The 21,780-nt window shown below is 71.6% G+C and carries 25 protein-coding genes; 16 read left to right on the forward strand and 9 right to left on the reverse strand.

Annotation, left to right across the window (positions count from 1 at the left end; genetic code table 11):
• Nucleotides 1-5: 5 nt before the first annotated feature.
• The 14 genes from LG388_RS19675 to LG388_RS19740 all read left to right on the forward strand — a co-directional run bounded on the left by LG388_RS19675 (nucleotide 6) and on the right by LG388_RS19740 (nucleotide 12,564).
• On the forward strand, nucleotides 6-1,043 hold the full coding sequence (locus tag LG388_RS19675) for an SMP-30/gluconolactonase/LRE family protein (RefSeq protein ID WP_225784363.1): 1,038 nt from the start codon (nucleotides 6-8) through the stop codon (nucleotides 1,041-1,043).
• Complete coding sequence (locus LG388_RS19680; protein ID WP_225784364.1) at nucleotides 1,040-2,029, forward strand: fumarylacetoacetate hydrolase family protein; 990 nt, start codon at nucleotides 1,040-1,042, stop codon at nucleotides 2,027-2,029. The genes LG388_RS19675 and LG388_RS19680 overlap by 4 nt, the downstream gene beginning before the upstream one ends.
• A gap of 11 nt (nucleotides 2,030-2,040) precedes the next feature.
• On the forward strand, nucleotides 2,041-2,826 hold the full coding sequence (locus LG388_RS19685) for a cyclase family protein (protein WP_225784365.1): 786 nt from the start codon (nucleotides 2,041-2,043) through the stop codon (nucleotides 2,824-2,826).
• A 3-nt stretch (nucleotides 2,827-2,829) separates the two neighbouring features.
• Nucleotides 2,830-3,837: an NAD-dependent epimerase/dehydratase family protein gene (locus LG388_RS19690; protein WP_225784366.1), complete on the forward strand. Its 1,008-nt coding sequence runs from the start codon at nucleotides 2,830-2,832 to the stop codon at nucleotides 3,835-3,837.
• Between the two features lie 26 nt (nucleotides 3,838-3,863).
• Entirely contained in the window at nucleotides 3,864-4,871 is a 1,008-nt protein-coding gene (locus LG388_RS19695) for a tripartite tricarboxylate transporter substrate binding protein (protein WP_225784367.1), read from the forward strand.
• A complete protein-coding gene (locus LG388_RS19700; RefSeq protein WP_225784368.1) occupies nucleotides 4,864-5,670 on the forward strand; it encodes an SDR family NAD(P)-dependent oxidoreductase in 807 nt (268 codons plus the stop codon). Before LG388_RS19695 ends, LG388_RS19700 begins: the two co-directional genes overlap by 8 nt.
• Nucleotides 5,671-5,755: 85 nt before the next feature.
• Nucleotides 5,756-6,943: a S9 family peptidase gene (locus LG388_RS19705; protein ID WP_225784369.1), complete on the forward strand. Its 1,188-nt coding sequence runs from the start codon at nucleotides 5,756-5,758 to the stop codon at nucleotides 6,941-6,943.
• The gene (locus LG388_RS19710; protein ID WP_225784370.1) at nucleotides 6,940-7,923 is read left to right on the forward strand and encodes a tripartite tricarboxylate transporter substrate binding protein; all 984 of its coding nucleotides are present in this window, start codon (nucleotides 6,940-6,942) and stop codon (nucleotides 7,921-7,923) included. Before LG388_RS19705 ends, LG388_RS19710 begins: the two co-directional genes overlap by 4 nt.
• A 50-nt stretch (nucleotides 7,924-7,973) precedes the next feature.
• Nucleotides 7,974-8,951 (forward strand): tripartite tricarboxylate transporter substrate binding protein, encoded by a 978-nt coding sequence (locus tag LG388_RS19715; protein WP_225784371.1) that lies wholly within the window; start codon nucleotides 7,974-7,976, stop codon nucleotides 8,949-8,951.
• A gap of 132 nt (nucleotides 8,952-9,083) precedes the next feature.
• Entirely contained in the window at nucleotides 9,084-10,049 is a 966-nt protein-coding gene (locus LG388_RS19720; protein WP_225784372.1) for a tripartite tricarboxylate transporter substrate binding protein, read from the forward strand.
• A 40-nt stretch (nucleotides 10,050-10,089) separates the two neighbouring features.
• On the forward strand, nucleotides 10,090-10,485 hold the full coding sequence (locus LG388_RS19725) for a hypothetical protein (protein ID WP_225784373.1): 396 nt from the start codon (nucleotides 10,090-10,092) through the stop codon (nucleotides 10,483-10,485).
• Nucleotides 10,486-10,737: 252 nt separating this feature from the next.
• Entirely contained in the window at nucleotides 10,738-11,967 is a 1,230-nt protein-coding gene (locus LG388_RS19730; protein ID WP_225784374.1) for an MFS transporter, read from the forward strand.
• A 133-nt stretch (nucleotides 11,968-12,100) separates the two neighbouring features.
• Nucleotides 12,101-12,352, forward strand: coding sequence for a hypothetical protein (locus LG388_RS19735; protein WP_225784375.1), 252 nt, complete (start codon nucleotides 12,101-12,103; stop codon nucleotides 12,350-12,352).
• A complete protein-coding gene (locus LG388_RS19740; protein WP_225784376.1) occupies nucleotides 12,349-12,564 on the forward strand; it encodes a hypothetical protein in 216 nt (71 codons plus the stop codon). Before LG388_RS19735 ends, LG388_RS19740 begins: the two co-directional genes overlap by 4 nt.
• A gap of 40 nt (nucleotides 12,565-12,604) precedes the next feature.
• Here LG388_RS19740 and LG388_RS19745 read toward each other — a convergent pair whose 3' ends face one another.
• From LG388_RS19745 to LG388_RS19765, 5 genes are all read right to left on the reverse strand, one after another.
• A complete protein-coding gene (locus LG388_RS19745; RefSeq protein WP_225784377.1) occupies nucleotides 12,605-13,444 on the reverse strand; it encodes an urease accessory protein UreD in 840 nt (279 codons plus the stop codon).
• A gap of 143 nt (nucleotides 13,445-13,587) precedes the next feature.
• Nucleotides 13,588-13,857: a hypothetical protein gene (locus LG388_RS19750; protein WP_225784378.1), complete on the reverse strand. Its 270-nt coding sequence runs from the start codon at nucleotides 13,855-13,857 to the stop codon at nucleotides 13,588-13,590.
• A gap of 180 nt (nucleotides 13,858-14,037) precedes the next feature.
• The gene (locus LG388_RS19755; protein ID WP_225784379.1) at nucleotides 14,038-14,487 is read right to left on the reverse strand and encodes a VOC family protein; all 450 of its coding nucleotides are present in this window, start codon (nucleotides 14,485-14,487) and stop codon (nucleotides 14,038-14,040) included.
• Nucleotides 14,484-15,455: an isopenicillin N synthase family oxygenase gene (locus LG388_RS19760; RefSeq protein WP_225784380.1), complete on the reverse strand. Its 972-nt coding sequence runs from the start codon at nucleotides 15,453-15,455 to the stop codon at nucleotides 14,484-14,486. The genes LG388_RS19755 and LG388_RS19760 overlap by 4 nt, the downstream gene beginning before the upstream one ends.
• A gap of 14 nt (nucleotides 15,456-15,469) precedes the next feature.
• Nucleotides 15,470-16,501, reverse strand: coding sequence for an ABC transporter substrate-binding protein (locus LG388_RS19765; RefSeq protein ID WP_225784381.1), 1,032 nt, complete (start codon nucleotides 16,499-16,501; stop codon nucleotides 15,470-15,472).
• A 406-nt stretch (nucleotides 16,502-16,907) separates the two neighbouring features.
• Between LG388_RS19765 and LG388_RS19770 the strand changes: the two genes are divergently transcribed.
• Nucleotides 16,908-17,924: an isopenicillin N synthase family oxygenase gene (locus LG388_RS19770; protein WP_225784382.1), complete on the forward strand. Its 1,017-nt coding sequence runs from the start codon at nucleotides 16,908-16,910 to the stop codon at nucleotides 17,922-17,924.
• A 185-nt stretch (nucleotides 17,925-18,109) separates the two neighbouring features.
• On the forward strand, nucleotides 18,110-18,415 hold the full coding sequence (locus tag LG388_RS19775) for a BlaI/MecI/CopY family transcriptional regulator (protein ID WP_225784383.1): 306 nt from the start codon (nucleotides 18,110-18,112) through the stop codon (nucleotides 18,413-18,415).
• Nucleotides 18,416-18,445: 30 nt separating this feature from the next.
• Here LG388_RS19775 and LG388_RS19780 read toward each other — a convergent pair whose 3' ends face one another.
• The 4 genes from LG388_RS19780 to LG388_RS19795 all read right to left on the reverse strand — a co-directional run bounded on the left by LG388_RS19780 (nucleotide 18,446) and on the right by LG388_RS19795 (nucleotide 21,779).
• Entirely contained in the window at nucleotides 18,446-18,952 is a 507-nt protein-coding gene (locus LG388_RS19780) for a C40 family peptidase (RefSeq protein WP_225784384.1), read from the reverse strand.
• Nucleotides 18,953-19,010: 58 nt separating this feature from the next.
• Nucleotides 19,011-19,809 (reverse strand): IS5 family transposase gene (locus tag LG388_RS19785; protein WP_370630204.1). Its coding sequence is split into 2 segments (ribosomal slippage): nucleotides 19,011-19,535 and nucleotides 19,537-19,809, totalling 798 coding nucleotides; the frame shifts between segments, so codons are not numbered across the junction.
• Between the two features lie 69 nt (nucleotides 19,810-19,878).
• Nucleotides 19,879-20,877, reverse strand: coding sequence for a tripartite tricarboxylate transporter substrate binding protein (locus LG388_RS19790; protein WP_225784386.1), 999 nt, complete (start codon nucleotides 20,875-20,877; stop codon nucleotides 19,879-19,881).
• Nucleotides 20,874-21,779 carry a LysR substrate-binding domain-containing protein gene (locus tag LG388_RS19795; RefSeq protein ID WP_225784387.1) on the reverse strand — a complete coding sequence of 302 codons (906 nt, stop codon included), beginning with the start codon at nucleotides 21,777-21,779 and terminating at the stop codon, nucleotides 20,874-20,876. The genes LG388_RS19790 and LG388_RS19795 overlap by 4 nt, the downstream gene beginning before the upstream one ends.
• Nucleotide 21,780 lies beyond the last annotated feature (1 nt).

Raw genomic sequence — 21,780 nt, forward strand, 5'->3', positions numbered from 1 at the left:
AGCGCATGCAAAAGAACAATCCTCTTCGCGGCTGGCAGGTCGACCGCAGCGCCATCCGCCACGTGGGCCACGGCCTGCAGCGTCCCGAATGCGTGCTGGCCGAACGCGACGGCACCCTGTGGGCGGCCGATGCGCGCGGCGGCGTGATGCGCATCGCGCCCGACGGCGCGCAGCAGCTGATCGCGCCCGCCGCTGCAAGCGCCGCTGCGGCCACGCCGGGCTTTGCCGAGCGCTACGTGCTCAGCCAGGGCTCGCTGCCCAACGGCCTGGCCTTGCTGCCCAATGGCGACTTCCTGATCGCCAACTGGGGCACCGATGCGGTGGAGGTGATGGACCGGCAGGGCCGGGTGCGCCGCCTGTTCGACCGCATCGACGGCCAGCCGCTGGGCAAGGCCAACTTCGTGCTGCGCGACCGGCGCGGGCGCCTCTGGCTCACGGTGACCACCCGCATGCAGCCCTGGACCGATTCCATCAACGCCCGCGTGGCGGACGGCTACATCGCCCTCATCGACGAGCGCGGCGTGCGCATCGTGGCCGATGGCTTCGAGGGCACCAACGAGGTCCGCATGGACGCGGACGAGGAATGGCTCTACGTGGTCGAAAGCAACGCGCGCCGCATCTCGCGCCTGCGCGTGGGGCAAGACGGCGCGTTGAGTGGCCGCGAGGTCTACGGCCCGGCCCGGCTGCCCGGCTTTCCCGACGGCTTCGCCTTCGATGCCTTCGGCAACCTGTGGGTCACGCTGGTCATGGCCGACCGGCTGGTGGCCATCACGCCCGACGGCGAGCTGCTGACGCTGCTGGACGACGGCAACCCGCAGGCCACCCGGGCGCTCGACGCGCATTACGAAGCGCGCACGCTCACGCCCGAGATCATGGCCGCCGCCTGCGGCACGCTGGCCCCGTGGATGGCCAGCCTCAGCTTCGGCGGCGCCGACCTGCGGACCGTCTACCTCGGCAGCCTGCGCGGCAGCACCTTGCCCAGCTTCCGCTCGCCAGTGGCGGGCCTGCCTCCCGTTCACTGGAACGAAAGAACTTCCCCATGAAATTCGCCACCCTGAAGAATGGCCGCAAGGACGGCCGACTGGTTGTCGTCTCGCGCGACCTGCGCCATGCCGTGGCCGCCGACGACATCGCCGCCACGCTGCTCGATGCGGTGGAGCGGTGGGACGAGGTTGCGGCCGCGCTGGCGCAGCGCTACGACGCGCTCAATGCCGGCCAGGCGCCGGGCGCCTTTGCCTTCGACCCGGTGGCCGCCGCCGCGCCGCTGCCGCGCGCGCCCCAGTGGTGCGACGGCTCGGCCTTCCTGAACCACGGCCGGCTCATGGAGAAGGCCTTCGACATCGCGCCCATCCCCGACAGCGAACGCATCCCGCTGATGTACCAGGGCGGCAGCGACGACTTCCTCGGGCCGCACGACGATGTGCCGCTGCCCGACGAGGCGCATGGCATCGACTTCGAGGGTGAGTTCGGCGCCATCGTGGGCCCGGTGCCGATGGGCTGCACGGCCGCGCAGGCGCGTTCGCGCATCCGGCTGCTGGTGCAGATCAACGACGTGAGCCTGCGCGCCTTCGGCCCGCGCGAAATGCGCACCGGCTTCGGCTTCTTCCAGGCCAAGCCCTCGTCCAGCTTCGCGCCCGTGGCCGTCACGCCCGACGAGATCGGCGAGGCCTGGCGCGATGCGCGCGTGCACCTGGACCTGGCCGTGCAGTACAACGGCCAGTGGTTCGGCGAGCCCAATGGGCGCGAGATGAACTTCGGTTTCGACGAACTGATCGCGCATGCCGCGAAGACACGCCGGCTGTCGGCGGGCACCGTGATCGGCTCGGGCACGGTGAGCAACGCGGGCGGCGCGAAGGGCTCAGCCTGCATCGCCGAGCGGCGCGCCATCGAGCTGATCGATCAGGGCGAAAGCCGCACGCCCTTCATGCATTTCGGCGACCGCGTGCGCATGGAAGCGCGCTGGCAGGGCGCGCCGGTGTTCGGCGCCATCGACCAGCAGGTGGTGTGCGCCGCGCCGCCGCAGGATTGAGGGAGCCGACGATGCCGCGATTCGTGGACCTGTCCATCTACCTGGAGAACGACGTGCTCTCCGACCCGCCGCCGCTGGCGCCGAAGATCACCTACCAGAAGCACACGGACACGCTGCCCGAGTTCATGCAGCTCATCCCCGGCACGAAGGCCGAGGACTATCCCGACGGGGAGGCGGCCGCCTCGGAATGGGTGACGCTGACCACGCACAGCGGCACGCACCTGGACGCGCCCTACCACTTCCATTCCACGCAGGACGCCAAGCTGGGCGGCAGCCGGCCGTCGACCACCATCGACGCGGTGCCGCTGGACTGGTGCTTCCGCCCCGGCGTGAAGCTGGACTTCCGCCACTTTCCCGACGGCTATGTGGTCACGGCCGCCGACGTGGAGGCCGAACTGCGGCGCATCGGCCACACGCTGGCGCCGCTGGAGATCGTGGTGGTCAACACGCGCGCTGGCCAGTGCTACGGGCGCAACGACTACATCCACGCCGGCTGCGGCATGGGCTATGAGGCGACCATGTACCTGCTGGAGCGCGGCGTGCGCCTGACCGGCACCGACGCCTGGAGCTGGGACGCCCCCTTTTCCTACACCGCCCGGCGCATCGCCGAGACCGGCGACACCTCGCTGATCTGGGAAGGTCACAAGGCAGGGCGCGACATCGGCTACTGCCACCTGGAGAAGCTGCACAACCTGGAAGCGCTGCCGGCCGACGGCTTCACCATCTGCTGCTTCCCGCACAAGATCCGCGGCGCCTCGGCCGGCTGGACGCGCGCCGTGGCCATCTTCGAGGACTGAACGATGCGCGTCCTCGTGACCGGGGCCGGTGGCTTCATCGGCGCGACGCTCGTGCGCCTGCTCCAGGCCCAGGGGCAGGTGGGCGGGCAGCCGATCAGCGCGCTGGCCTTGGCGGACCGGCAATTGCCGGCCGACTGCGGCGGTGCGCTGGTGCTGGAAGGCGACCTGGCCGACGCCGGCCTGCAGGAGCGCATCGCCGCTTTCGCGCCGCAGCTGTGCTTCCACCTGGCCGCCGTGCCCGGCGGCGCGGCCGAGGCCGATCCGGCGCTGAGCCGCCGCGTCAACCTGGACGCCACGCTGGACCTGTTCCAGACGCTGGCCGATGCCGCGCGCTCGCGCGCAGAGGCCGCGCCCGTGGTGGTCTACGCCAGCACCATCGCCGTCTACGGCAGCCCCTTGCCCGACCCGGTCACACCCGCCAGCTTCACGCGCCCGCCCATGACCTATGGCGCGCACAAGCTGGCCTGCGAGATCGTGCTGGCGGACTTCACGCGCCGCGGCCTGCTCGATGGCCGCTCGCTGCGCCTGCCGGGCATCGTGGCCCGGCCGCGCGCGCCGTCCGGCCTGGTGTCGGCCTTCATGAGCGAGCTGCTGCATGCGGTGGCGGCGGGCGAGCCCTTCGTCTGCCCGGTCGGCCCGCAGGCCACCGCCTGGTGGATGTCGGCACGGCGTTGCGTGCAGAACCTGATGCACGCCGCCTGCATGGACCCGGCGCGCGATCCGGACGGGCAGGGCGCCCGCGCCTGGCCCTTGCCGGTGCTGCGGCTGTCCATCGCCGAGGTGGTGCAGACGCTGTCAGCGGCCTATGGCGTGGACGGTGAGCGCCTGGTGCGCCATGCGCCGCAGCCCGAGGTGGAGGCCGTGTTCGGTCGCTACCCGGTGCTGGACGACCGCGCCGCGCGCGGGCTGGGCCTGCGCGACGACGGTTCGCCCGAGGCGCTGGTGCGGCGGGCACTCGAGCCGCAGTTCGACGACGCGGCCCATGACCCCTTTTCCTTTTCCCTGATCTGAAGCGTAGCTTGGATGCGCACATCTGCATGAACTTCTCGAGACTCCCCCGACGTTCGCTGCTTCGCGGTGCCGCCGCGCTGCCCCTGGCGTCGCTGGCCACGCTGGCGCCACGGGCGCAGGCGCAGACCCCGGCATCCTTTCCGAGCCGGCCGCTGACCTGGGTCGTGCCCTATCCGGCGGGCGGCTTCGGCGATGCGCTGTCACGCATGCTGGCGCAAAAGCTCGCGGAGCAGCTGCACCAGCCGGTCATCGTCGACAACCGGCCGGGCGCGGGCGGACAGATCGGCGTCAACTTCGCCAAGCAGCAGCCGGCCGATGGCCACACCCTGCTGTACGGCGACCTCGGGCCTTTCTCCATGAACGCCGGCCTGTACCCCAAACTGAGTTACGACACGCTCAAGGACTTCGCGCCGCTCACCCGCCTGCTGGTCACGCCCACGCTGCTGATCGTGCCGGCCCACAGTCCGCTGCGCAGCTGGCAGGACCTGGTGCGGGCTGCGCATTCGGAGAAGGGGCTGAACTACGGCTCCTACGGCATGGGCAGCCAGCCGCACATCTGGGTCGAGATGCTCAACGGCGAGCTCAAGGGCCGCATGACCCACGTCGCCTACAAGGGCGGCGCGCCCGCCGTGCAGGACCTGATGGCCGGCCACATCGACCTGATGCTGGACGTGACGCCCAGCAGCATTCCGCTGGTGCGCGAGGGCAAGGCGCGCGCGCTGGCGGTGGTCGGCAGCGAGCGCCGCCTGCCGCAGCTGCCGCAGGTTCCGACCATCGCCGAGCTGGGCCTGCCGAAGCTGAACGTGTCGGGCTGGACCGGCGTGATGGTGAAGGCGGGCACGCCCGAGCCCATTGCCCACCTGCTGCACGACGCGGTGGTGAAGGCGTTGCAGTCGCCCGAGGTGGTGCAGCGCTACGCCGACCTGGGGCTGAGCGTGGCGCCCAGCTCGCGCGCCGAGTTCGGCACGCTGATCCGCACCGAGACCGCGCGCTGGGGCGAGGTCATCCGGCGCGTGGGGGTGAAGCTTGAGTAAGCAGGGCAAGGCGCTGCCGTGCGCTCCCGAAAGCCTGTTCAGCCTGCACGGGCAGGTGGCGCTGGTCACCGGGGCCGCAGGTGGGCTGGGCCGCGCCATTGCCCTGGCTTTTGCGCAGCAGGGCGCGGACCTGGTGCTGTCGGATCGCGAGGCCGCGGACCTGGCGTCCGTGACCGCGCAGTGCCGCCAGGCCGGTGTGCGCGTGGCGGTGCAGGCGGGCGACCTTGCGCAGGCGGCGCAGGTCGACGCGCTCGCCCACGGCGCGCTGCAGGCCTTCGGCCGCATCGACACCCTGGTGTGCAACGCCGGCATGCAGGGCCCGGCCGGCCCGCTGCTGGACGTGGCCGAGGACGATTGGGCGCGTGTGCTGCAGGTCAACCTGGCCAGTGCGCATGGGCTGTGTGCCGCTCTGCTTCCGGGCATGGCGCAGCGCGGCGAAGGCCGCGTGATCCTGATGGCCAGCATTGCCGCGCTGCGTGGCAATGGCGCCATCGGCCTGTATGGCATGAGCAAGGCGGCGTTGGCGCAGCTGGCGCGCAACCTGGCCGTGGAGTGGGGGCCGCGGGGCGTGCGCGCCAACGCCATCGCGCCGGGGCTGATCCGCACGCCGCTGGCCGAAGGGCTGCTTGCCGACGCCGCCTTCATGGCGCGCCGGCTGGCGATGACGCCGCTGCGCCGCGTCGGCGAGCCGCACGAAGTCGCCGGCGTGGCCGTGCTGCTGGCCGCGGCGGCCGGCGCCTTCATCACCGGCCAGACGCTGGTGGTGGACGGCGGCACGCTGATTTCGGACGGCAGTTGAGCGGAGCCGGGCGGCGCCTCTCGGCACCCCGCCGCGCCCCGCGGTGCCGCGCGCTGAACAAGAGCAAGAGAAGAAGGAGACACGCATGTTCAAGTACTTCCCGACGAACTACGTCTGGAATCTCTCGGTCGATCTGGCCATCGAGATGGGTGCGCGCATCGGCGAGATCGAAGCCATGTGCGCGCCGCTGCAGGAGGCCGCGAAGCAGCCCGATGCCGCCGCCTCTTTGGCCTTCCGCCAGAGCTGGGAGCGCATGGCCGACCAGCTGTGCGCGCTGGCGGCCGAAGACGAGGCGCGTGGCCGCCTCATTTCTGCTGGCGACAAGCTGGGCCGCGCCGCCACCTACCTGATCACGGCCGAGCGGCTACAGGGCCATGGCGCGCCGGGCCGCGATGCGCTGTACCGGCGCTTTCTTGACACCTTCGCGCGCGGCATCCGCCTGGCGGGCGAGAACTGCGAGCGGGTCGAGATTCCGTACGGCGATGCCCCCATCGCCGGCCTCTACGTGCGCGCGGAAGGCGTGCCGGCCGGCGCCCGCGCGCCGCTGCTGGTGCAGGTGAACGGCCTCGACTCCACCAAGGAGATGAAGTACCGCGTGGGCTTGCCGCGCTGGCTGGCGCAGCGCGGCGTGGCCTCGCTGGTCATCGACCAGCCCGGCTCGGGCGAGGCCCTGCGCCTGCACGGCCTCACGGCGCTGGTGGAGGCTGAGCGCTGGGCCGCCCCGGTGGTGGACTGGCTGCAGGCGCGGCCCGACGTGGACCCGCGGCGCATCGGCCTCGAAGGCGTGTCGCTGGGCGGCTACTTCTGCCCGCGCGCCGTGGCCTTCGAGCCGCGCTTCGCCTGCGGCGTGGTCTGGGGTGCCAACCACGACTGGCGCGACGTGCAGCACAAGCGCCTGGCCCGCGAGGGCAGCTTTCCGGTGCCGCACTACTGGGAGCATGTGCGCTGGGTGTGGGGCGCGCAGGACCAGGACGAATTCCTGCGCATCGCCGAGCGCGTGCACCTGGACGGCGTGGTGGAGAAGATCCGCGTGCCCTTCCTCGTCACGCACGGCGAGAAGGATTCGCAGATTCCCCTGCACTGGGCGCAGCGCACCTACGACCAACTGGTGAACAGTCCGCAGCGTGAACTCAAGGTGTTCACCGAGCGCGAGGGCGGCGCCCAGCATTCCAGTTTCGACAACTCGGCCAATGCCGGCGCGTACATCGCCGACTGGGTGGCCGAAACCCTGGGCGGGCGCACCGCATCGCCCGACATGGAGACACAGGCATGACCCTTCGCAGAACCTTCCTGGCCGGCTCGGTTGCCGGTCTCGCCGCCCTCGGGCCGATGCGGTCCGTGTTGGCCGCGGCCGACGGCTACCCGCAGCGGCCCATCCGCCTGATCGTGCCGAACCCGCCCGGTGGGCCGTCGGACATCGTGGGCCGCTTCCTGGCCGAGTCCATGCGCGGCGAACTGGGCCAGCCCCTGATCGTCGACAACCGGCCCGGCGCCGCGGGCCTGATCGGCACCAGCGCCGTGGCCGCGGCGCCGGCCGACGGCTACACGGTGCTCGTGACCTCGCGTTCCAACCACGTGATCGCGCCGCTGGTGCAGCAGGGCGCGCAGGTGGACCCGCCGCGCGAGCTGGCGCCTGTCGGCCTGGCGCTGCGAGCCGTGGGCCTGCTGTGCACGCCCGCGAAGTCGCCGTGGCAGACGCTGGGCGCCTTCATCCAGCAGGCCAAGGCGCAGCCGGGCCAGCTCTTCTACGGCAGCGCGGGCATCGGCGCGACCAACCACATCGCCCTGGAGCAGTTCAAGTCGCTCACGGGTGCGGACCTGGTCCACGTGCCCTACAAGGGCTCGGGCCTGCTGATCACCGGGCTGATGGCCGGCGAGGTGCAACTGGCGCTGCTGGACTTTTCCTCGGCCCAGGCCGGCCTGAAGATCGGCGCCATCGCGGCGCTGGCGCAGACCGCGGCGCGCCGGCTGGGTTCGATGCCCGAGGTGCCCACGCTGGCCGAAAGCGGCTTGCCGCGCTTCGACCCCTCGTTCTGGATCGGGCTGGCCGTGCCCAGGGACATGCCGACGCGCGTCGTCACGCGGCTCAACAAGGCCTTGAACCACGCGCTGGCCGACACGCAGATGCGGGCGAGGGCACAGGTCAACGGCTGGGAACTGGCCGGTGGCGGGGCCGACGTGCTCGAAGCCACCATTGCCCAGGACATGGCCGACTTTCCGGGCCTGGTGAAACGGCTGGGCCTGAAGGCCTGAGCCTGCCATTCTTTGCCGTTTTTTTTGAAGACCACGAGCGAGACAACACGATGACATCCCCCCGTTTTCCAAGACGCCTGGTGCTGGGCATGGCCAGTGCCCTGCTGGCGGCCTGCGCATGCGGTGTGCAGGCGCGGGCGGCGTATCCCGCCAAGCCGGTGCGGCTCGTCGTGCCTTTTCCCGCCGGCACCTCCCCCGACGTGATCGCCCGGCTGTGGGGCAACGCCTTCACGCAATCCACCGGGCAGCCCGTCATCGTGGACAACCGCCCGGGCGCCAGCACGATCATCGCCGCGCAGGCCGTGGCCAATGCCACCGCCGACGGCTACACGCTGCTCTGGACGGTGAACAACACCTTTTCCATCAACCCTTTCGTCTACAAGAAGCTGCCGTACAAGGCCGAGGACTTCGTGCCCATCACGCGCGTGCTGTCGGTGCCCTATGTCCTGGTGACTTCGGCGCAGTCGAAGTACCTGACCCTGCAGGACCTGATGCGCGAGGCCAAGGCGCGGCCCGATGCGCTGAGCTATGCCAGCGCGGGCATCGCCCAGGGCACGCACGTGGCGCTGGCGCGCTTGCTGAACCAGGCCGGGGTGTCCATGACGCACGTGCCCTACAAGGATCAATTCGTGCCCGACGTGATCGCGCAGCGCATCGACGTCGCTTTCGACGCCAGCACAGGCGCCATCCCGCAGGTCAAGGCCGGCAAGGTGCGCGCGCTGGGCGTGTCCAGTCCCCAGCGCATCGCCGCGCTGCCGGACGTGCCCGCGATCGCCGAAATCTATCCCGGCTTCGTCGGCGACTCCTGGCACGGCATCTTCGCGCCCAGGGGCACGCCGGAGCCGGTGCTGGCGGCCTTGCTCGCGCAGTCGCAGCGCATCGTCGCTTCACCCGAGTTTCGCGCCACGCTGCAGGGCTACGGCCTCACGCCCGTGGGGGAAGCGCCCGAGGCCTTCCACCGCTTCCTCGAGGCCGACGCACGGGCCTGGGCGCAGGTCGTGAAGGCCAACGACATCAAGACCGACTGATTCGGACCGACCGCAGCCGCGATCCGCGAGGGGTCACGGCGCAGGCGCCGAGTGTGCCTGCCCAACCCTTTTTTTTCATTCGCGTTCAAAAGCACACCCATGTCACACCTTTGCCCCGCTGCTTCTTCCCGCATGGCAGCCCTGGGCCTTGGCCTGTGGGCCGCCCTGACCCTGGCCGCCCCGGCCCAGGCCCAGTCCTACCCCGACAAGCCCGTGAAAATCATCGTGCCCTATGTGGCGGGCTCGCCGGCCGACACGGTGGCCCGCACGCTGGGCGAGGGCCTGGCCCCGCGCCTGGGCCAGCCCGTCATCGTCGACAACAAACCCGGCGCTAACGCGCTGATCGGCACGCGCGAAGCGGCGCGCGCCGCGCCCGACGGCTACACGCTGGTGATCGGCAACCTGGACACGCAGGCGCTGAACCCGCTGCTCTACAAGCAGGCCGGCTACGAACCCGCGCGCGATTTCGCGCCCGTGGTGCTGGTGTCGCGGCCCACGCTGATGCTGGTGGCGCGCCCGGGCCTGGCCGTGAACAGCGGTGCCGAACTGATCGCGCTGGCCAGGTCGCAGCCCGGCAAGCTGAGCTACGGCACCTGGGGCCTGGGCAGCGTGGCGCACCTGTGGGGCATCCAGCTCGAACAGACGGCCGGCGTGGACCTGCTGCATGTGCCCTTCCAGGGCTCGCCCGCCGCGGCCACGGCGCTGATGGGCAACCAGATCGACCTGATGTTCATGTCGCCCGCGCAGGCGCTGCCCAGCGCGCAGCAGGGCAAGCTCAAGATCATCGGCGCCACGGCGGCGCAGCGCGTGAAGGCCTGGGAGCAGGTGCCGACGCTGGCGGAGCAGGGCTTCACGGGCTACGAAGGCCAGACCTGGTTCGGCATCCTGGCGCCGGCCAAGACGCCGCCCGCCATCATCGAGCGCCTGAACCGCGAGCTGGACGCCGTGCTGAAGGCGCCCGCGACGGCGCAGAAATTTGCCGCCATGGCCATGACGCCCGAAGGCGGCGCGCCGCAGGCGCTGGCGCAGACGATGAAGGCCAGCAGCGAGCGCTGGAAGCAGGTGATCGCCGAGAAGAAGATCCAGTTGGATCCGTGAGGCTGCGCCCGCGCGGCGCGTGGTGTGGAACCAGGGCGTCATGGGGCAGGGCGAGAATGCGCGCTTCCTGAGCTTCGGAACCCACGCGATGCGCTTCCCTTCGTTGTCTTCGGCCCCGGCCCGGTTCGCCGTGCGCGCCGTGCCTCTCGGTGCGCTCGCGCTGCTGCTCGCCGCCTGCGCCGCACCGTTCCAGCCCAGCCTGGGGCCCGGCGCGCCGGTGCCCGGCACGCATGGCTCCGCCCCGGTCGCGGCCAACATGAACTGCGCCAAGGCGGGCGAGTCCTTCTTCCAGCGGCCCTGGCAGAGCACGGCCTTTGGCGGCTCGCGCATGCGGCCCGACGGCAACTACGAAGTCATCCTCAACAACGCGGACGGGCGGCGCGCCGTTTGCGTGGTGAACGGCTACGGCGTGGTGCTGGACCTCATTCCTTTCTGAGGGCCAGAAAAGCAGAAAAGCGGCCGGCGCGCGTCGACCCGGCCATGCAGGGGCCGGGGCTTGCAAGACGGTGCCGTGAAGGCCCCATGCCCGCCGGTGGAGATGCGGCCAGGCGCCGGCAGCCCGCCAAGGCCCGTGCTATCGTCCTGGAGCTAGGGTTTTCCCTTAATTCGCCCCGGTGCCCCTGACGAGCGGCGAGCCCTGCGCCGCGCCCGCGTGGCTCGCCCCCTCTCCAGACGAACGCCCCTTTCCGTGAACCCGAGCTTCAGTGCCGACGCGTCCGCGTCGCCTTCCTCCGCACCTGCGTCCCCCGCCCATTTCCTGCGCGCCGTGCTGGCGCTCGGCGTGGGCGGCTTTGCCATCGGCACCGGCGAATTCGTCATCATGGGCCTGCTGCCCGAGGTGGCGCAGGACTTGGGCGTGAGCATTCCCCAAGCCGGCCACGTGATCAGCGCCTACGCGCTGGGCGTGGTGGTGGGGGCGCCGCTGCTGGCCGTGGCCGCCGCGGGCTGGGGCCGCCGCGCGCTGCTGATGGCGCTGATGGCCGTGTTCGCGCTGGGCAATTTTGCCAGCGCCGCCGCGCCGGGCTATGTCTCGCTCAATGCGCTGCGCCTGTTCAGCGGCCTGCCGCACGGCACCTACTTCGGCGTGGCGGCACTGGTGGCGGCCGGGCTGGCGCCGCCCGGGCGGCGCGCACGGGCCGTGGGCCTGGTCATGCTGGGGCTGACGGGCGCCACGCTGGTGGGCGTGCCCATCGCGGCCTGGCTGGGCCAGCACTGGGGCTGGCGCGCGGCCTTCGTCTTCGTGGGCGTGATCGCATTGCTGGCGGTGGCCATGATCCGGCGCGACGTGCCGCACATTCCCGCCGCGGCCGGCGCCAGCCCGCTGCGCGAGCTGGGTGCGCTGCGGCGCAAGCAGGTCTGGCTCACGCTGGGCATCGGCGCCATCGGCTTCGGCGGCATGTTCAGCGTCTTCAGCTACATCAAGCCCACGCTGGTGGAGGTGTCGGGCCTGTCGGTGGGCCATGTGCCCTTCGTGCTGGCGCTGTTCGGCGTCGGCATGGTGGCGGGCAACGTCGTGGGCGCGCGCCTGGCCGACAAGGCGCTGATGCCCACCATCGGCGGCCTGCTGGTCTATGCGCTGGGGGTGCTGCTGGCCTTCGTGCCGGCCGCGCACCACTGGGCCTCCGCGGCGCTGGGCGTGTTCTTCATCGGCACCATGGTGGCCATGGGGCCGGCGCTGCAGATCCGGCTGATGGACGTGGCCGGCGACGCGCAGACCCTGGCCGCCGCCCTCAACCATTCGGCCTTCAACGCGGCCAATGCGCTGGGCGCCTGGCTGGGCGGCATGTCCATCGCGGCCGGGCTGGGGTGGACGTCGACCGGCTGGGTCGGCGCGCTGCTGGCGCTGGCCGGCCTGGGCATCTTCGCCTGGGCGCTGGCCGACGCGCGGCAGGCGGATGGCGCCGCTGCTCCGCGCTGAGGCGCCACTCGGCGCTTGAAGAGCCGAACGAAGGCCGTCGGCCTGCGCCTACGGCCGGCGGCGGCGCTGGCTGCGCCGCGGGCCGGGCGATGGGGCGCAGGGTCAGGGCATGTTCCGTTTTCCGGAGATCGACATGCCCGCTTCATCGCCTGAAACCACCGACCAAAAGCGCTCCACCGGCGCGGCCGCCGCAGCCGCGAAGTCCGACGCACAGACCGTCGTGCGCAAGCCGCAGGCGCCTGTTTCCGCGTCCACGCCGGCACCGAAGGAAGAGCCCGAACCGCGTTTCGAGCCCTCGATCCCGCTCGATGGCAAGGACGAGGAGGGCGAACGCATGATGGAAGAGCTGGGCCGCGAGCGCCGCCAGAAGGAGGGCACGACGTGAGCCTGCATGCCCACAGGCCGGGCCCGGTCCGGCGCGGCGCCACGGCCGCACGGGCCTGGCCGCCGCATCTTCTGCAGGGGGCCGTCATGCCTGCGCCCGGCCCCCCGGCACCGCTGCCGCCCGAGCCTGCGGACGTGCCGCCGCCGGCACCCGCGCCACCGGTGCCGCCGCAGCCCGAGCCCGAGCCGCTGCCCGCACCCTTCCCGGCTTAGGGGCACAGGGCCGGCCTGGGCCCAACGGGCCGCCCGGCCCTCAGGTGTTCCAGATCCGCGGGCTGTCCCCGCCCCGCTGCCACAGCTGCTGCCGCCACGCCGACCACACGCGCCGCAGCAGCGCGAAGGCGGGTTCCACCACCGGCGCCAGCGCACGCAGCACGATCACCTGCGGTTGCGGGCTGGTCACGCCGGCGGGGAGCGGGGAGGCCTCGCCCCGCGCCTCGGGCAGCAGCGCGCGCGCCAGTTCCAGCAATCGTTCGCGCCGCGCGCGCGCCAGCGGCGTGCCGCTCAGGATGAACAGCGAGGCCAGGCAGCGGTGGCCGGCCAGGCCCAGCGGACCGTCGAGCAGGCGCGCGTCGTCGGCCGCGATGCGGCCGCGCTCCAGCCACACGCCAGGCCATTCGATGTGCTGCTGGAAGTGCCCGGCCCCGAAGGGCTTGTGCGCGTGGGGCAGGCCCAGCGCCGTCACGTCCCAGCCGATCATCTCGGCGCCGGGGGCCAGCTCCAGTTCCAGCCGGTTCTCGGCCAGGCAGCCGCTGTAGCACAGGGCTTCCAGCGGCAGCCATTCGAGGCGCGCACCGGCGTCCACACGGATGCGCGTGTGCTGCAGCGCGACTTCGCCTTCGCTGCGGTAGAAGCGCGTCGCGCCGGGGGTGGTGATGAGGCCGTGGCTGCCTGCCGCGGCCTGCACGCGGATGCTCAAGGTGTCGCCGCCCACCAGTCCGCTGGGCGGATGCACGAGCACGTTGTGGCAGATGTCCGGCCCTTCGGGATACAGGCTTTGCAGCACGCGCAGCGGGCCTTCGTGGCGAAAGCGCGCGATGCTGCGCGCGCCGTCATGGTGGTAGTCGAGGTCGAGTCGCGCGTGCCAGGGCATGGGGAGAGTCTAGGGGCCGCGACCGGGACGGCCGGGAAGCCGCGGCGCGGTGCCGCGCGAGGCGATGGAATGCCTGGGGAACGGGCGGGATCGGGCGCGCGGGGAGGAAGGCAGCGGGCGGCCGAGCGGCGATGGCGACGGTGTCAGTCGTCGTCGAGGCGCGCGCCGCGGCGCAAGGGGGGCTCGGCCGGGGCCTTCGCTTCGCGGGCCACCAGTTCGCCGCGTTCGGTCACGCCGAAGACCACGGCTTCCGCCTCGTCGCCAAAGCCGGAATTCAGCGGGCTGCGCGGCACCGAGGCCGTGATCAGCTCCGCCGCCTTGAGCAGGCGCACCTGGTCCACGTCGTCGCGATGCCGAACCACCAGCGGGAAACGGGCGTTGCGGATGAGGCGGTTCAGGAATTCCATGGACATGCGAAAGGCCTCCTGAGGTCGTGTGCGGATGCGAACGGCAAGGCGTGCGCCGATTCTGTGCGGGCGTGCGCCGCAGCATCAACCGTGGCCGGGAAAGACCCGCACCGCTCCAAGCCGATTCGGGGCCGGCCGCGCGGCACGCGTTCACTTTCCTACTCAGGCCTGGCAGCCGGGCGCCGTTCAGGACGCCCGGCCTTCCATCAGCGCCTCCAGGCTCGGCGCCTTCGTGCCCGCCGGCAGGCCGATGCAGGCCACGCGGAAGACCTGTTCCTCCGGGTCGGCGAGCACGGCCTGCCATTGCCCGTAGTAGGTGGCGAAAGGGCCCTGCAGCACGCGGCCTCCGTGCGCGGCGGCATCGCGCGCGGCGCGGTCCACGGCGTCGGGGCCGGCCAGCATCAGCGTGGGGTAGCAGTGCACGGGCGTGGTGGCGGCCAGCGGTGGGCGGCGCTCGGCCAGGCCCAGCAGTTCGTAGGCCGGCCAGGCGTTGAAGCCGAGTTCGAAGCCCGGTCCCCGCAGCGCGCGATAGATGGGCGAGCGCGGGGCCTCGTCCTCTGGCAGGCCCAGCACGGCGCCATAGAAGGCGCATTGCGCCGCGATGTTGCGGCAGAAGAAGTTGACGTAGAGCTTCATGGGGCGGTGGCCTTCGCATCGAGCCCGTAGCTCTGGCGGTACATCTGCTGCAGGTGTTCGCCCGCGGTGCAGGCTTCGTAGCGCGGCGCCTCGCCGGGCGGCACGGTGCCCGGCACGGCCTCGATGCGCGCGAAGTAGTCGGGCTCGTAGAAGAAGGGGATGGAAAAGCGCGGCGCGCCGCTGGCGTGCAGGTTGCGCACGCGGTGCGGGTTGGAGTGGTACAGGCCGTTGGTCCAGCGCGGGATCATGTCGCCCAGGTTGACCACGAAGCAGCCTTCCTGCGGCGTGGCCGCGACCCAGTCGCCTTCGGGCGTCTGCACTTCCAGGCCGCCCAGCCCGTCCTGCGCCAGGATGGTGATCGCGCCCCAGTCGGTGTGCGCGCCGGCACCGAAGGTGCGCTCGTCGGCGTCGGCCGGATGGGCCGGGTAGCGGATCATGCGCAGCGTGACCATGGGGCTCTCGCTGGTGGCGTCGAACCAGTCCTCGGGCAGCGCGAGCGACAGCGCCAGCAACTGCATCAGCCGGCGCGACAGGGCGAGCATGGCCTGGATGTAGGCCTCGCACTGCGCGGGGGCTTCGGGCAGTTCGGCGGGCCACTGGTTGTGGCCGTAGGTTTGGTAGCCGGCCACCACATAGGGGTGGTCGGCCGGGTAGGCCATGCCGCAGTAGAAGCTTTCTTTCAGGTCGGGCCGCGCGTTCGCGTCCAGCGTCTGCGCGCCCAGGTTCTCGAAGCCGCGCATCGTGGGCGAATGGCGCATGTCCAGCGCCGCGCGCGTGGCGGCGGGCAGGGTGAGCAGGCGGTCGGCCAGCGCGAACTGCTGGTCGATCAGAGTCTGCGGCACGCCATGGCCGCGCAGGTAGAAGAAGCCCGAGGCCATGGCCGCGGCGCGCATCTGCGCCGCAACGTCGGCGCTGCGCGCACCGCCGGGCGCCTGCGCATCGCGCAGGTCGATGAGGGGAATGGACATCCGCGGCTCCGCAATCAGCTGAGCTTGAGCGCGCGCTCGGCGGCCGTGGGCAGGAAGCGGTCGGTCCAGATCTGCGCCACCGAGGGGCTGCTCTTGAGGCCGAAGGCGGCCACCGTCTCGTCGATGGTGGCCTGCAGGCGCTCGGCCGTCGCGGCCCCCCAGCCGTGGGCGCGCGTGCCCGCGGTCTTCATGCTGCCGTCCACGATCAGCTGCAGGCGTTCGTGTTCCAGCGCTTCCTGCGCCAAAGGCTCGCGCGCCTTCACGGCGGCGGCCCCGGCGCGCGGATCGGCGATGGCTTCCACCCAGCCGCGCGTGGTGGCCTTGACGAAAGCCTTCATGGCTTCGGCCTGCTCCATGCTCTTTGCGTTGGCGACCAGGCCGTTGCCGTACGACTGGAGCCCGTAGTCCGAGAAGCGGAAGGTGCGGATCTGGTCCAGCCCCATGCCGCGCGCCTTGAGGTTGAGCAGGCCGGTGAAGTAGAAGTAGCCGGCGCCGTCGAAGTCGCCCTTGACGAAGCGCGTGTCGCCGATGTCGGGCGTCACGTTCTCCCACTTCACGCCCGAAGGGTCGAAGCCCTGCGCCTTGGCGAAGGCCGGGAACAGCTTGCGCGAGGCGTTGAAGGGTTGGCCCAGCAGCGTCTTGCCGGCCAGGTCGGCGGGCTTCACGATGGGGCCGTCCTTGCGCACCAGGATGGCGTTCGGGTTCAGGTCGTACTGGATCGCGACGGCCTTGAGGCCGGCCTCGGGGTTGTTCACGTTGAACTCGACCATGGTCGCGAGGTCGGCGGAAGCCGCGTCGTAGGCGCCGCTGCCCACCAGGCTGATGGCGGCGGCCGAGCCGTTGCCGGTGTCGATGGCCACATCCAGGCCCGCGTCCTTGTAGTAGCCGCGCTGCTGCGCGAGCAGGAAGCCCGCGGCGGTGGCTTCCACCTTCCAGCCCAGGTTGAACTTGAACTTCTGCAGCGTGCCCTGCGCACGCACGAAAGGGGTAGCGGCCAGCACGCCGGCGGCGGCGCCGGCACGAAGAAGGGAGCGTCGTTGCATCATGGCGAAGGTTCTCCGAAGTCGGTGAAGACGAGGTCGTGCATCGCCTCGGGGCGCGGTGCGGCACGGACTTGCCCCGGGCGCACGGCCGGGGGCATTCGGGAGCAATTTCCGGGCGGCTCGGCAGCGGCGGCAGGCCGGCTGCGGAGGGCTGAACGCTTCTACTCCGGCAGGGGTTGAGCAGCTTCCGTGCCATCGCGCGCAGGCCGGCGATGCACCGGCACAGTGCATCGCCGGCCGCGAAGGACGGGCTCGGAACTTGCTGCGGTTCTTCCCGAGAGTAGAAGCGTCCACCGGGCCTGGCCTGGAGGGAATTGCTCTTCGGTGCCGACGCTGCGTCGCCGAGGGCCAGGCTCTCGGCATCGCAGCGGCACCGTCCTTCCAACCCCGCATGGAGCGACGCACTGCAATGACTTCCTCTTCCGTTCTTTCTTCCCCCGTGCCCGCGGCCGACGACTTGGTCGAGCTGCGCAAGGAGGCGCGCATGGGCGCGCTGGGCACCGAGACCCAGGCGCGCGAGATCCGCCGCATCGACCTGTCCGACTTCGACGCGCGCCGCGACGAGATCGCCGACCAGCTGTGGGATGCGGCCGTGGACATCGGCTTCTTCCAGCTGGTCAACCACGGCATCGAGTTGCAGACCGTGCGCGAGGCCTTCGCCATGACCGAGCGTTTCTTCGCGCTGCCCGAGGCCGTGAAGGCCCAGTACCCGCTGAAGGCCAACGCCGGCTGGGAAAGCCGCGCGCAGGTGCGCCCGTCCACCGGCACCGCCGACCAGAAGGAGAGCTACCAGATCACGCGCCCGCGCATGGCCGGCCTGTACCCGAGCGAAGAGGAGCTGCCGGGCTTTCGCCAGACGATGCTCGAATTCGAGATGCAGAGCTGGGCCGTGGGCATGCGCGTGCTGTCCTGCTTCGCACGCAAGCTGGGCTTCGACGACGCCTTCTTCACGCGCGCGCATGACATGGCCAGCGAGACCTACCAGAGCACGCTGCGCCTGCTGCACTACTACGCCATTCCGCCCGAAGCGCAAGGCAGCCTCGACCTCTGGCGCGCCGGCGCGCACACCGACTTCGACTGCCTCACGCTGCTCTACCAGCGCCCCGGCCAGGGCGGGCTGCAGGTCTGCCCCGGCAAGGAGATGGACGCGCAGGCCTGGACCTCGATCCCGCCCGACGAGGAAGCCATCACCTGCAACATCGGCGACATGCTCATGCGCTGGAGCGACGACCAGTTGCCCAGCAATTTCCACCGCGTGAAGAACCCCGTGCCCGGCGAGTACATGGGCCCGCGCTACAGCCTGGCCTTCTTCTGCCAGGCCAACACCGACGCACTGATCGAATCCCCCTCGGGCAAGTACCCGCCCATCACGGCCGGCGACTACCTGAAGCAGCGCATCGCGGCGAACTTCGGCAAGAAGTACTGATGGGCGGCCGGAGGGCCGGGCCGCAGGGGGCCCATGGCGGCAGCCCCTCGGCCGCTGCCAGGCGCGGCGGCTCGCCGATGCCCCGCCAATGGAAAACGCAATCGTTGTCTTTTCTCGCGGGCGCGAAAGCCTGTGCCACCATGCCCGCGCGCACTGTCGCGCGGCCGCCATGCCTGCCCTGCTTCGTGAAAAAGACCCGCGTGCCTGCCCGGTCGAAGGGCCCCGCACCGCCCGCGCCGGTGGCCGGGGCGCCGCGCCCCGCGTCCTTCGTCCGGGGGCGGCGCCGGCCGCCCCTCACGGCCACGGCCCTGTCGCCGCGTGAAAGGCAGGTGCTGGAGGCGGCGCTGGCATTGCCCCTGGAAAGCCTGACGCCTTCGGCCGCCATGGTCGCGCTGGTGCGCCAGGGGATGGACTTGTCGCCCTCGACCATCGCCTACGTGCTGCAGTGCCTGGAGCGCAAGGGCATGCTGCGCCTGGCGCGCAAACGCTAGGGCGCCGCCGCCCGGAGAGCCCGCGCCGGGTCAGAGCCGCCGCGCGGCCATCGGCTGGCGCGACCAGTACACGCCGTCGAGCCGGTCCACGCGCACCGTGCCGCCCGTGGAAGGCGCATGCACGAAGCGGCGCTCGCCCACGTAGATGCCCGCATGGTTCGGCCGGCCGCGACCGAACAGCACCAGGTCGCCGCCGCGCAAGTCGCCGGCCGGGATCCCGGTCCCGAAGTCGGCCAGCGCGGCCACCGTGCGCGGGGGCGCCACCCCCGCACCCTGGAAGTAGACATAGCCGATCAGGCCGCTGCAATCGAAACCGCCTTCGGGCGTGTTGCCGCCATAGCGGTACGGGGTGCCCACCAGCCCCAGCGCATGGATGGCGATGTCGTGCGCCTGCTGCGGTGTCAAGGCGGACGCCGCAGCGGGCCGGCCGCGGGCGGGGGCGCGCGGGGCGCTGCCGCAGCCGGACAGCCACAGGGCCGAGGCCGCGACAGCCAGCGTCAGCAGACGGCGGTCGGGCGAGGGGGGCAGCACACGCATGGCCGGCTATTGTGCAGAAGCCGCTTCGCCGCGGGCGGCAAAAGCCCTGAGAACGTGTTTACGATCTTCTGAGTAGCAGCCCCAAGAACGCCATGTGAATGAACTGCAAGCTGGTGTTGAGCAGCCTCTCGCAGTTCTTCCACAGCCTGCGGTTCTTCTCCAGCCACGCAAAGCTGCGCTCCACCACCCAGCGCTTGGGCATGACCTTGAAGGTGCGCAACTCGCTCCTTCTGGCGATCTGCACCGTCACATGCCCGCCCAGAATCTCTTGTACGCCCCGTGCAAAGGGCTGGCCCACGTAGCCGCTGTCGCCCAGCAGGCTTTGCACCCCTGTCAGCCTGGGCTTGCAGCGCCTGAGCGCCGCCAAGGCCCCTTTGCGATCCGTCACCTCGGCCGTGGTCACGGCCACCGCGTGCGGCAGCCCCTGGGTATCCACGCAGATGTGACGCTTGATCCCAGAGACCTTCTTGCCCGCGTCATAGCCCCTCAGGCTCGCCGTGTCGGTGTTCTTCACGCTCTGCGCGTCCACGATCAAGAGCGTGCTGCAGGCGTTGCGCCCCAGTCTCTCGCGGGCCGCGCCAACCTGATTTTTTGAGTGCCTGCTCCAGCACGCTCACGCCGTGCGGGTCAGGCTCGCTCCACTTGCGCCAGTAGGCATACACGTTCTGCCACTTGGGGAAGTCCGGTGGCAGATAACGCCACTGACAGCCCGTGCGCAGCAGGTACAGCACTGCGCAGAACACTTCGTACAGGTCCAGCTTGATCGGCTTGGTGCTGCGCCGAACGCCTCGCAGCAATGGCTCAATCTCGGCAAACTTCTCTCGGCTGATGTCGCTGGCGTACGGCTTTCTCTTCACCTCCCGATTGTCGGCGGGGGAAGATCGTAAACACGTTCTGAGGGGCCGCCCGCGCGCGTCGCGCGTGCCTCAGCGCTGCAGGAACTGCGGGTCATGGCCGAAAAGAGCCGCATGGCGCGCAGCCTCCTCCCGGATCGCGGCCTCGAAGTCGGCCACGCTGCCCGCGTAGCGCAGGTGCATCGCATCGGCGACCTGGGCCTGGAAAGCGGCGCTGCCCAGGGCCTGCCGCACCGCGTGCCCGAGGGCCGCGCGCAGGTGCGTGGCCGTGCCCGCGGGCGCGAACAGGCCGAACAGCGATTCGATGTTGGCCTCGGGCAGGCCGAGCTCGGCCAGCGTGGGCGCCCCGGGCAGCTCTGCCACCCGGTCCGCCGCGCCCACCGCCAGCGCGCGCAGGGCGCCGCGCTGCACCTGCAGCACCTGTGGCGCCGCCAAGTTGGTGGACAGCACCTCGAACTGGCCCGACAGCGCATCGCCCAGCTGGCGCCCGCCGCCCTCGTAGGGCACATGCACGATCTGCGTGCCGGTGTGGCGGCGCACCTGGGCCAGCACCAGGTGGCCGCTGGTGCCGATGCCCGAGCTGGCCCAGCGCAACCGGCCGGGCCGCGCGCGCGCCTGGGCGATGAGCGCCTCGAAGTCGCGCCCCTCGAAGGCCGGGGTGCCCACCACCAGCACCGGCGCGCGCACCACCCCGGCCAGCGGCACGACACCTTCGCGCAACTGCGCGCTGCCGGGCGTGCCCAGCAGCGGCTGCAGGGTCAGCGGCGTGATGGCCGAGAAGGCGAGGGTGTGGCCGTCGGGCGCGGCCCGGGCCAGCAGGCGCAGGCCCAGCGTGCCGCCCGCGCCCGCATGGTTGTGGACGATCACGGGCTGGCCCAGCACGGCGTGCAACGGCTGCGCCAGCGCGCGCGCCAGGCGGTCGCTCATGCCGCCGGGCGGGTAGACGACGATGAGGCGCAATGCGCGCTGCGGCCAGGCGCCTTCGGCATGCACCGCGGGCAGGGCAAGGCCGGCCGCCGCGGCCAGCCCCCGGCGCAGCGCCCCCCGGCGGCCGGTTCGGAGCGCCTTCATCGCACGCCGGCCAACTGCCGCACGCCCGCCGCGAAATGCCGCGCCGGCGGGCTGTCCTCGCCTTCGCGCGAAACCAGCGTGAGCGGCGCGTCGATGCTGCGGCACTGCGCCAGCGGCCGGTAGCAGATCGCATGCGCGTGCACGCCCGCCATGGAGCGCGGCACCACCGACACGCCCGCGCCGGCGGCCACCATGTTGAGGTTGGTCATCATGCGCTCCACCTCGGCCACCACGCGCGGCTGCAGGCCGCGCGCATGGCACAGCGCCAGCAGGTCGGCGTACAGGCCCGGCGCGTCGGGCCGGCGCACCAGGATCAGGCCGTCCTCGCACAGCTGCGCGAGCGTGAGGGCGCCGCGCTGCGGTGGCCGTGCATGCCGGTGGTCGGCCGGCAGTGCCGCGACGATGGATTCGCGCAGCAGCGTGTGAAAGCGCAGGCCCGCAGGCCGCGCCACCGGCACGCGCAGAAAGGCGCAGTGCAGCTGCGCGCCCTCCACCGCCTCCGTCAGCTCGGCCGCATTGCCTTCGCGCAGCTGCAGGGTCACGCCCGGGTGCGCACGGCGGAAGGCGCGCAGCGCATCGGGCACGAAGCGGTGCGCCGCGGCCGAGCTGGTGAAGCCCACGGCGAGCGGGCCCGCGCGGCCGGCCGCCAGGTCGCCCATGCGCTGGCGCAGGCCATCGACCTGCGCGAGCAGGCGCTGCGCCTCGGCCTGCAGCTGCAGGCCGGCCTCGGTCAGCGCCATGCCGCGCGGGTGGCGGCGAAACAGCTGCACGCCCAGCGAGGCTTCCAGCGCCTTGATCTGCTGGCTCAGCGGCGGCTGCTGGATACCCAGCGCCTGCGCGGCGCGCGTCAGGTGGCCGGTGCGGGCGACGGCGGTGAAGTAGCGCAGCGCGCGCAGATCCATA

The sequence above is a fragment of the Xenophilus sp. Marseille-Q4582 genome (genome assembly GCF_916700565.1).
Lineage (GTDB): Bacteria > Pseudomonadota > Gammaproteobacteria > Burkholderiales > Burkholderiaceae_C > Xenophilus.

Bases quoted from the DNA above. Each gene is read 5' to 3' on its own strand.
- LG388_RS19675 (WP_225784363.1), top strand. From the start codon at position 6: ATGCAAAAGAACAATCCTCTTCGCGGCTGGCAGGTCGACCGCAGCGCC.
- LG388_RS19680 (WP_225784364.1), top strand. From the start codon at position 1,040: ATGAAATTCGCCACCCTGAAGAATGGCCGCAAGGACGGCCGACTGGTT.
- LG388_RS19685 (WP_225784365.1), top strand. From the start codon at position 2,041: ATGCCGCGATTCGTGGACCTGTCCATCTACCTGGAGAACGACGTGCTC.
- LG388_RS19690 (WP_225784366.1), top strand. From the start codon at position 2,830: ATGCGCGTCCTCGTGACCGGGGCCGGTGGCTTCATCGGCGCGACGCTC.
- LG388_RS19695 (WP_225784367.1), top strand. From the start codon at position 3,864: ATGAACTTCTCGAGACTCCCCCGACGTTCGCTGCTTCGCGGTGCCGCC.
- LG388_RS19705 (WP_225784369.1), top strand. From the start codon at position 5,756: ATGTTCAAGTACTTCCCGACGAACTACGTCTGGAATCTCTCGGTCGAT.
- LG388_RS19710 (WP_225784370.1), top strand. From the start codon at position 6,940: ATGACCCTTCGCAGAACCTTCCTGGCCGGCTCGGTTGCCGGTCTCGCC.
- LG388_RS19715 (WP_225784371.1), top strand. From the start codon at position 7,974: ATGACATCCCCCCGTTTTCCAAGACGCCTGGTGCTGGGCATGGCCAGT.
- LG388_RS19720 (WP_225784372.1), top strand. From the start codon at position 9,084: ATGGCAGCCCTGGGCCTTGGCCTGTGGGCCGCCCTGACCCTGGCCGCC.
- LG388_RS19725 (WP_225784373.1), top strand. From the start codon at position 10,090: ATGGGGCAGGGCGAGAATGCGCGCTTCCTGAGCTTCGGAACCCACGCG.
- LG388_RS19735 (WP_225784375.1), top strand. From the start codon at position 12,101: ATGCCCGCTTCATCGCCTGAAACCACCGACCAAAAGCGCTCCACCGGC.
- LG388_RS19745 (WP_225784377.1), bottom strand. From the start codon at position 13,444: ATGCCCTGGCACGCGCGACTCGACCTCGACTACCACCATGACGGCGCG.
- LG388_RS19750 (WP_225784378.1), bottom strand. From the start codon at position 13,857: ATGTCCATGGAATTCCTGAACCGCCTCATCCGCAACGCCCGTTTCCCG.
- LG388_RS19755 (WP_225784379.1), bottom strand. From the start codon at position 14,487: ATGAAGCTCTACGTCAACTTCTTCTGCCGCAACATCGCGGCGCAATGC.
- LG388_RS19760 (WP_225784380.1), bottom strand. From the start codon at position 15,455: ATGTCCATTCCCCTCATCGACCTGCGCGATGCGCAGGCGCCCGGCGGT.
- LG388_RS19765 (WP_225784381.1), bottom strand. From the start codon at position 16,501: ATGATGCAACGACGCTCCCTTCTTCGTGCCGGCGCCGCCGCCGGCGTG.
- LG388_RS19770 (WP_225784382.1), top strand. From the start codon at position 16,908: ATGACTTCCTCTTCCGTTCTTTCTTCCCCCGTGCCCGCGGCCGACGAC.
- LG388_RS19780 (WP_225784384.1), bottom strand. From the start codon at position 18,952: ATGCGTGTGCTGCCCCCCTCGCCCGACCGCCGTCTGCTGACGCTGGCT.
- LG388_RS19790 (WP_225784386.1), bottom strand. From the start codon at position 20,877: ATGAAGGCGCTCCGAACCGGCCGCCGGGGGGCGCTGCGCCGGGGGCTG.
- LG388_RS19795 (WP_225784387.1), bottom strand. From the start codon at position 21,779: ATGGATCTGCGCGCGCTGCGCTACTTCACCGCCGTCGCCCGCACCGGC.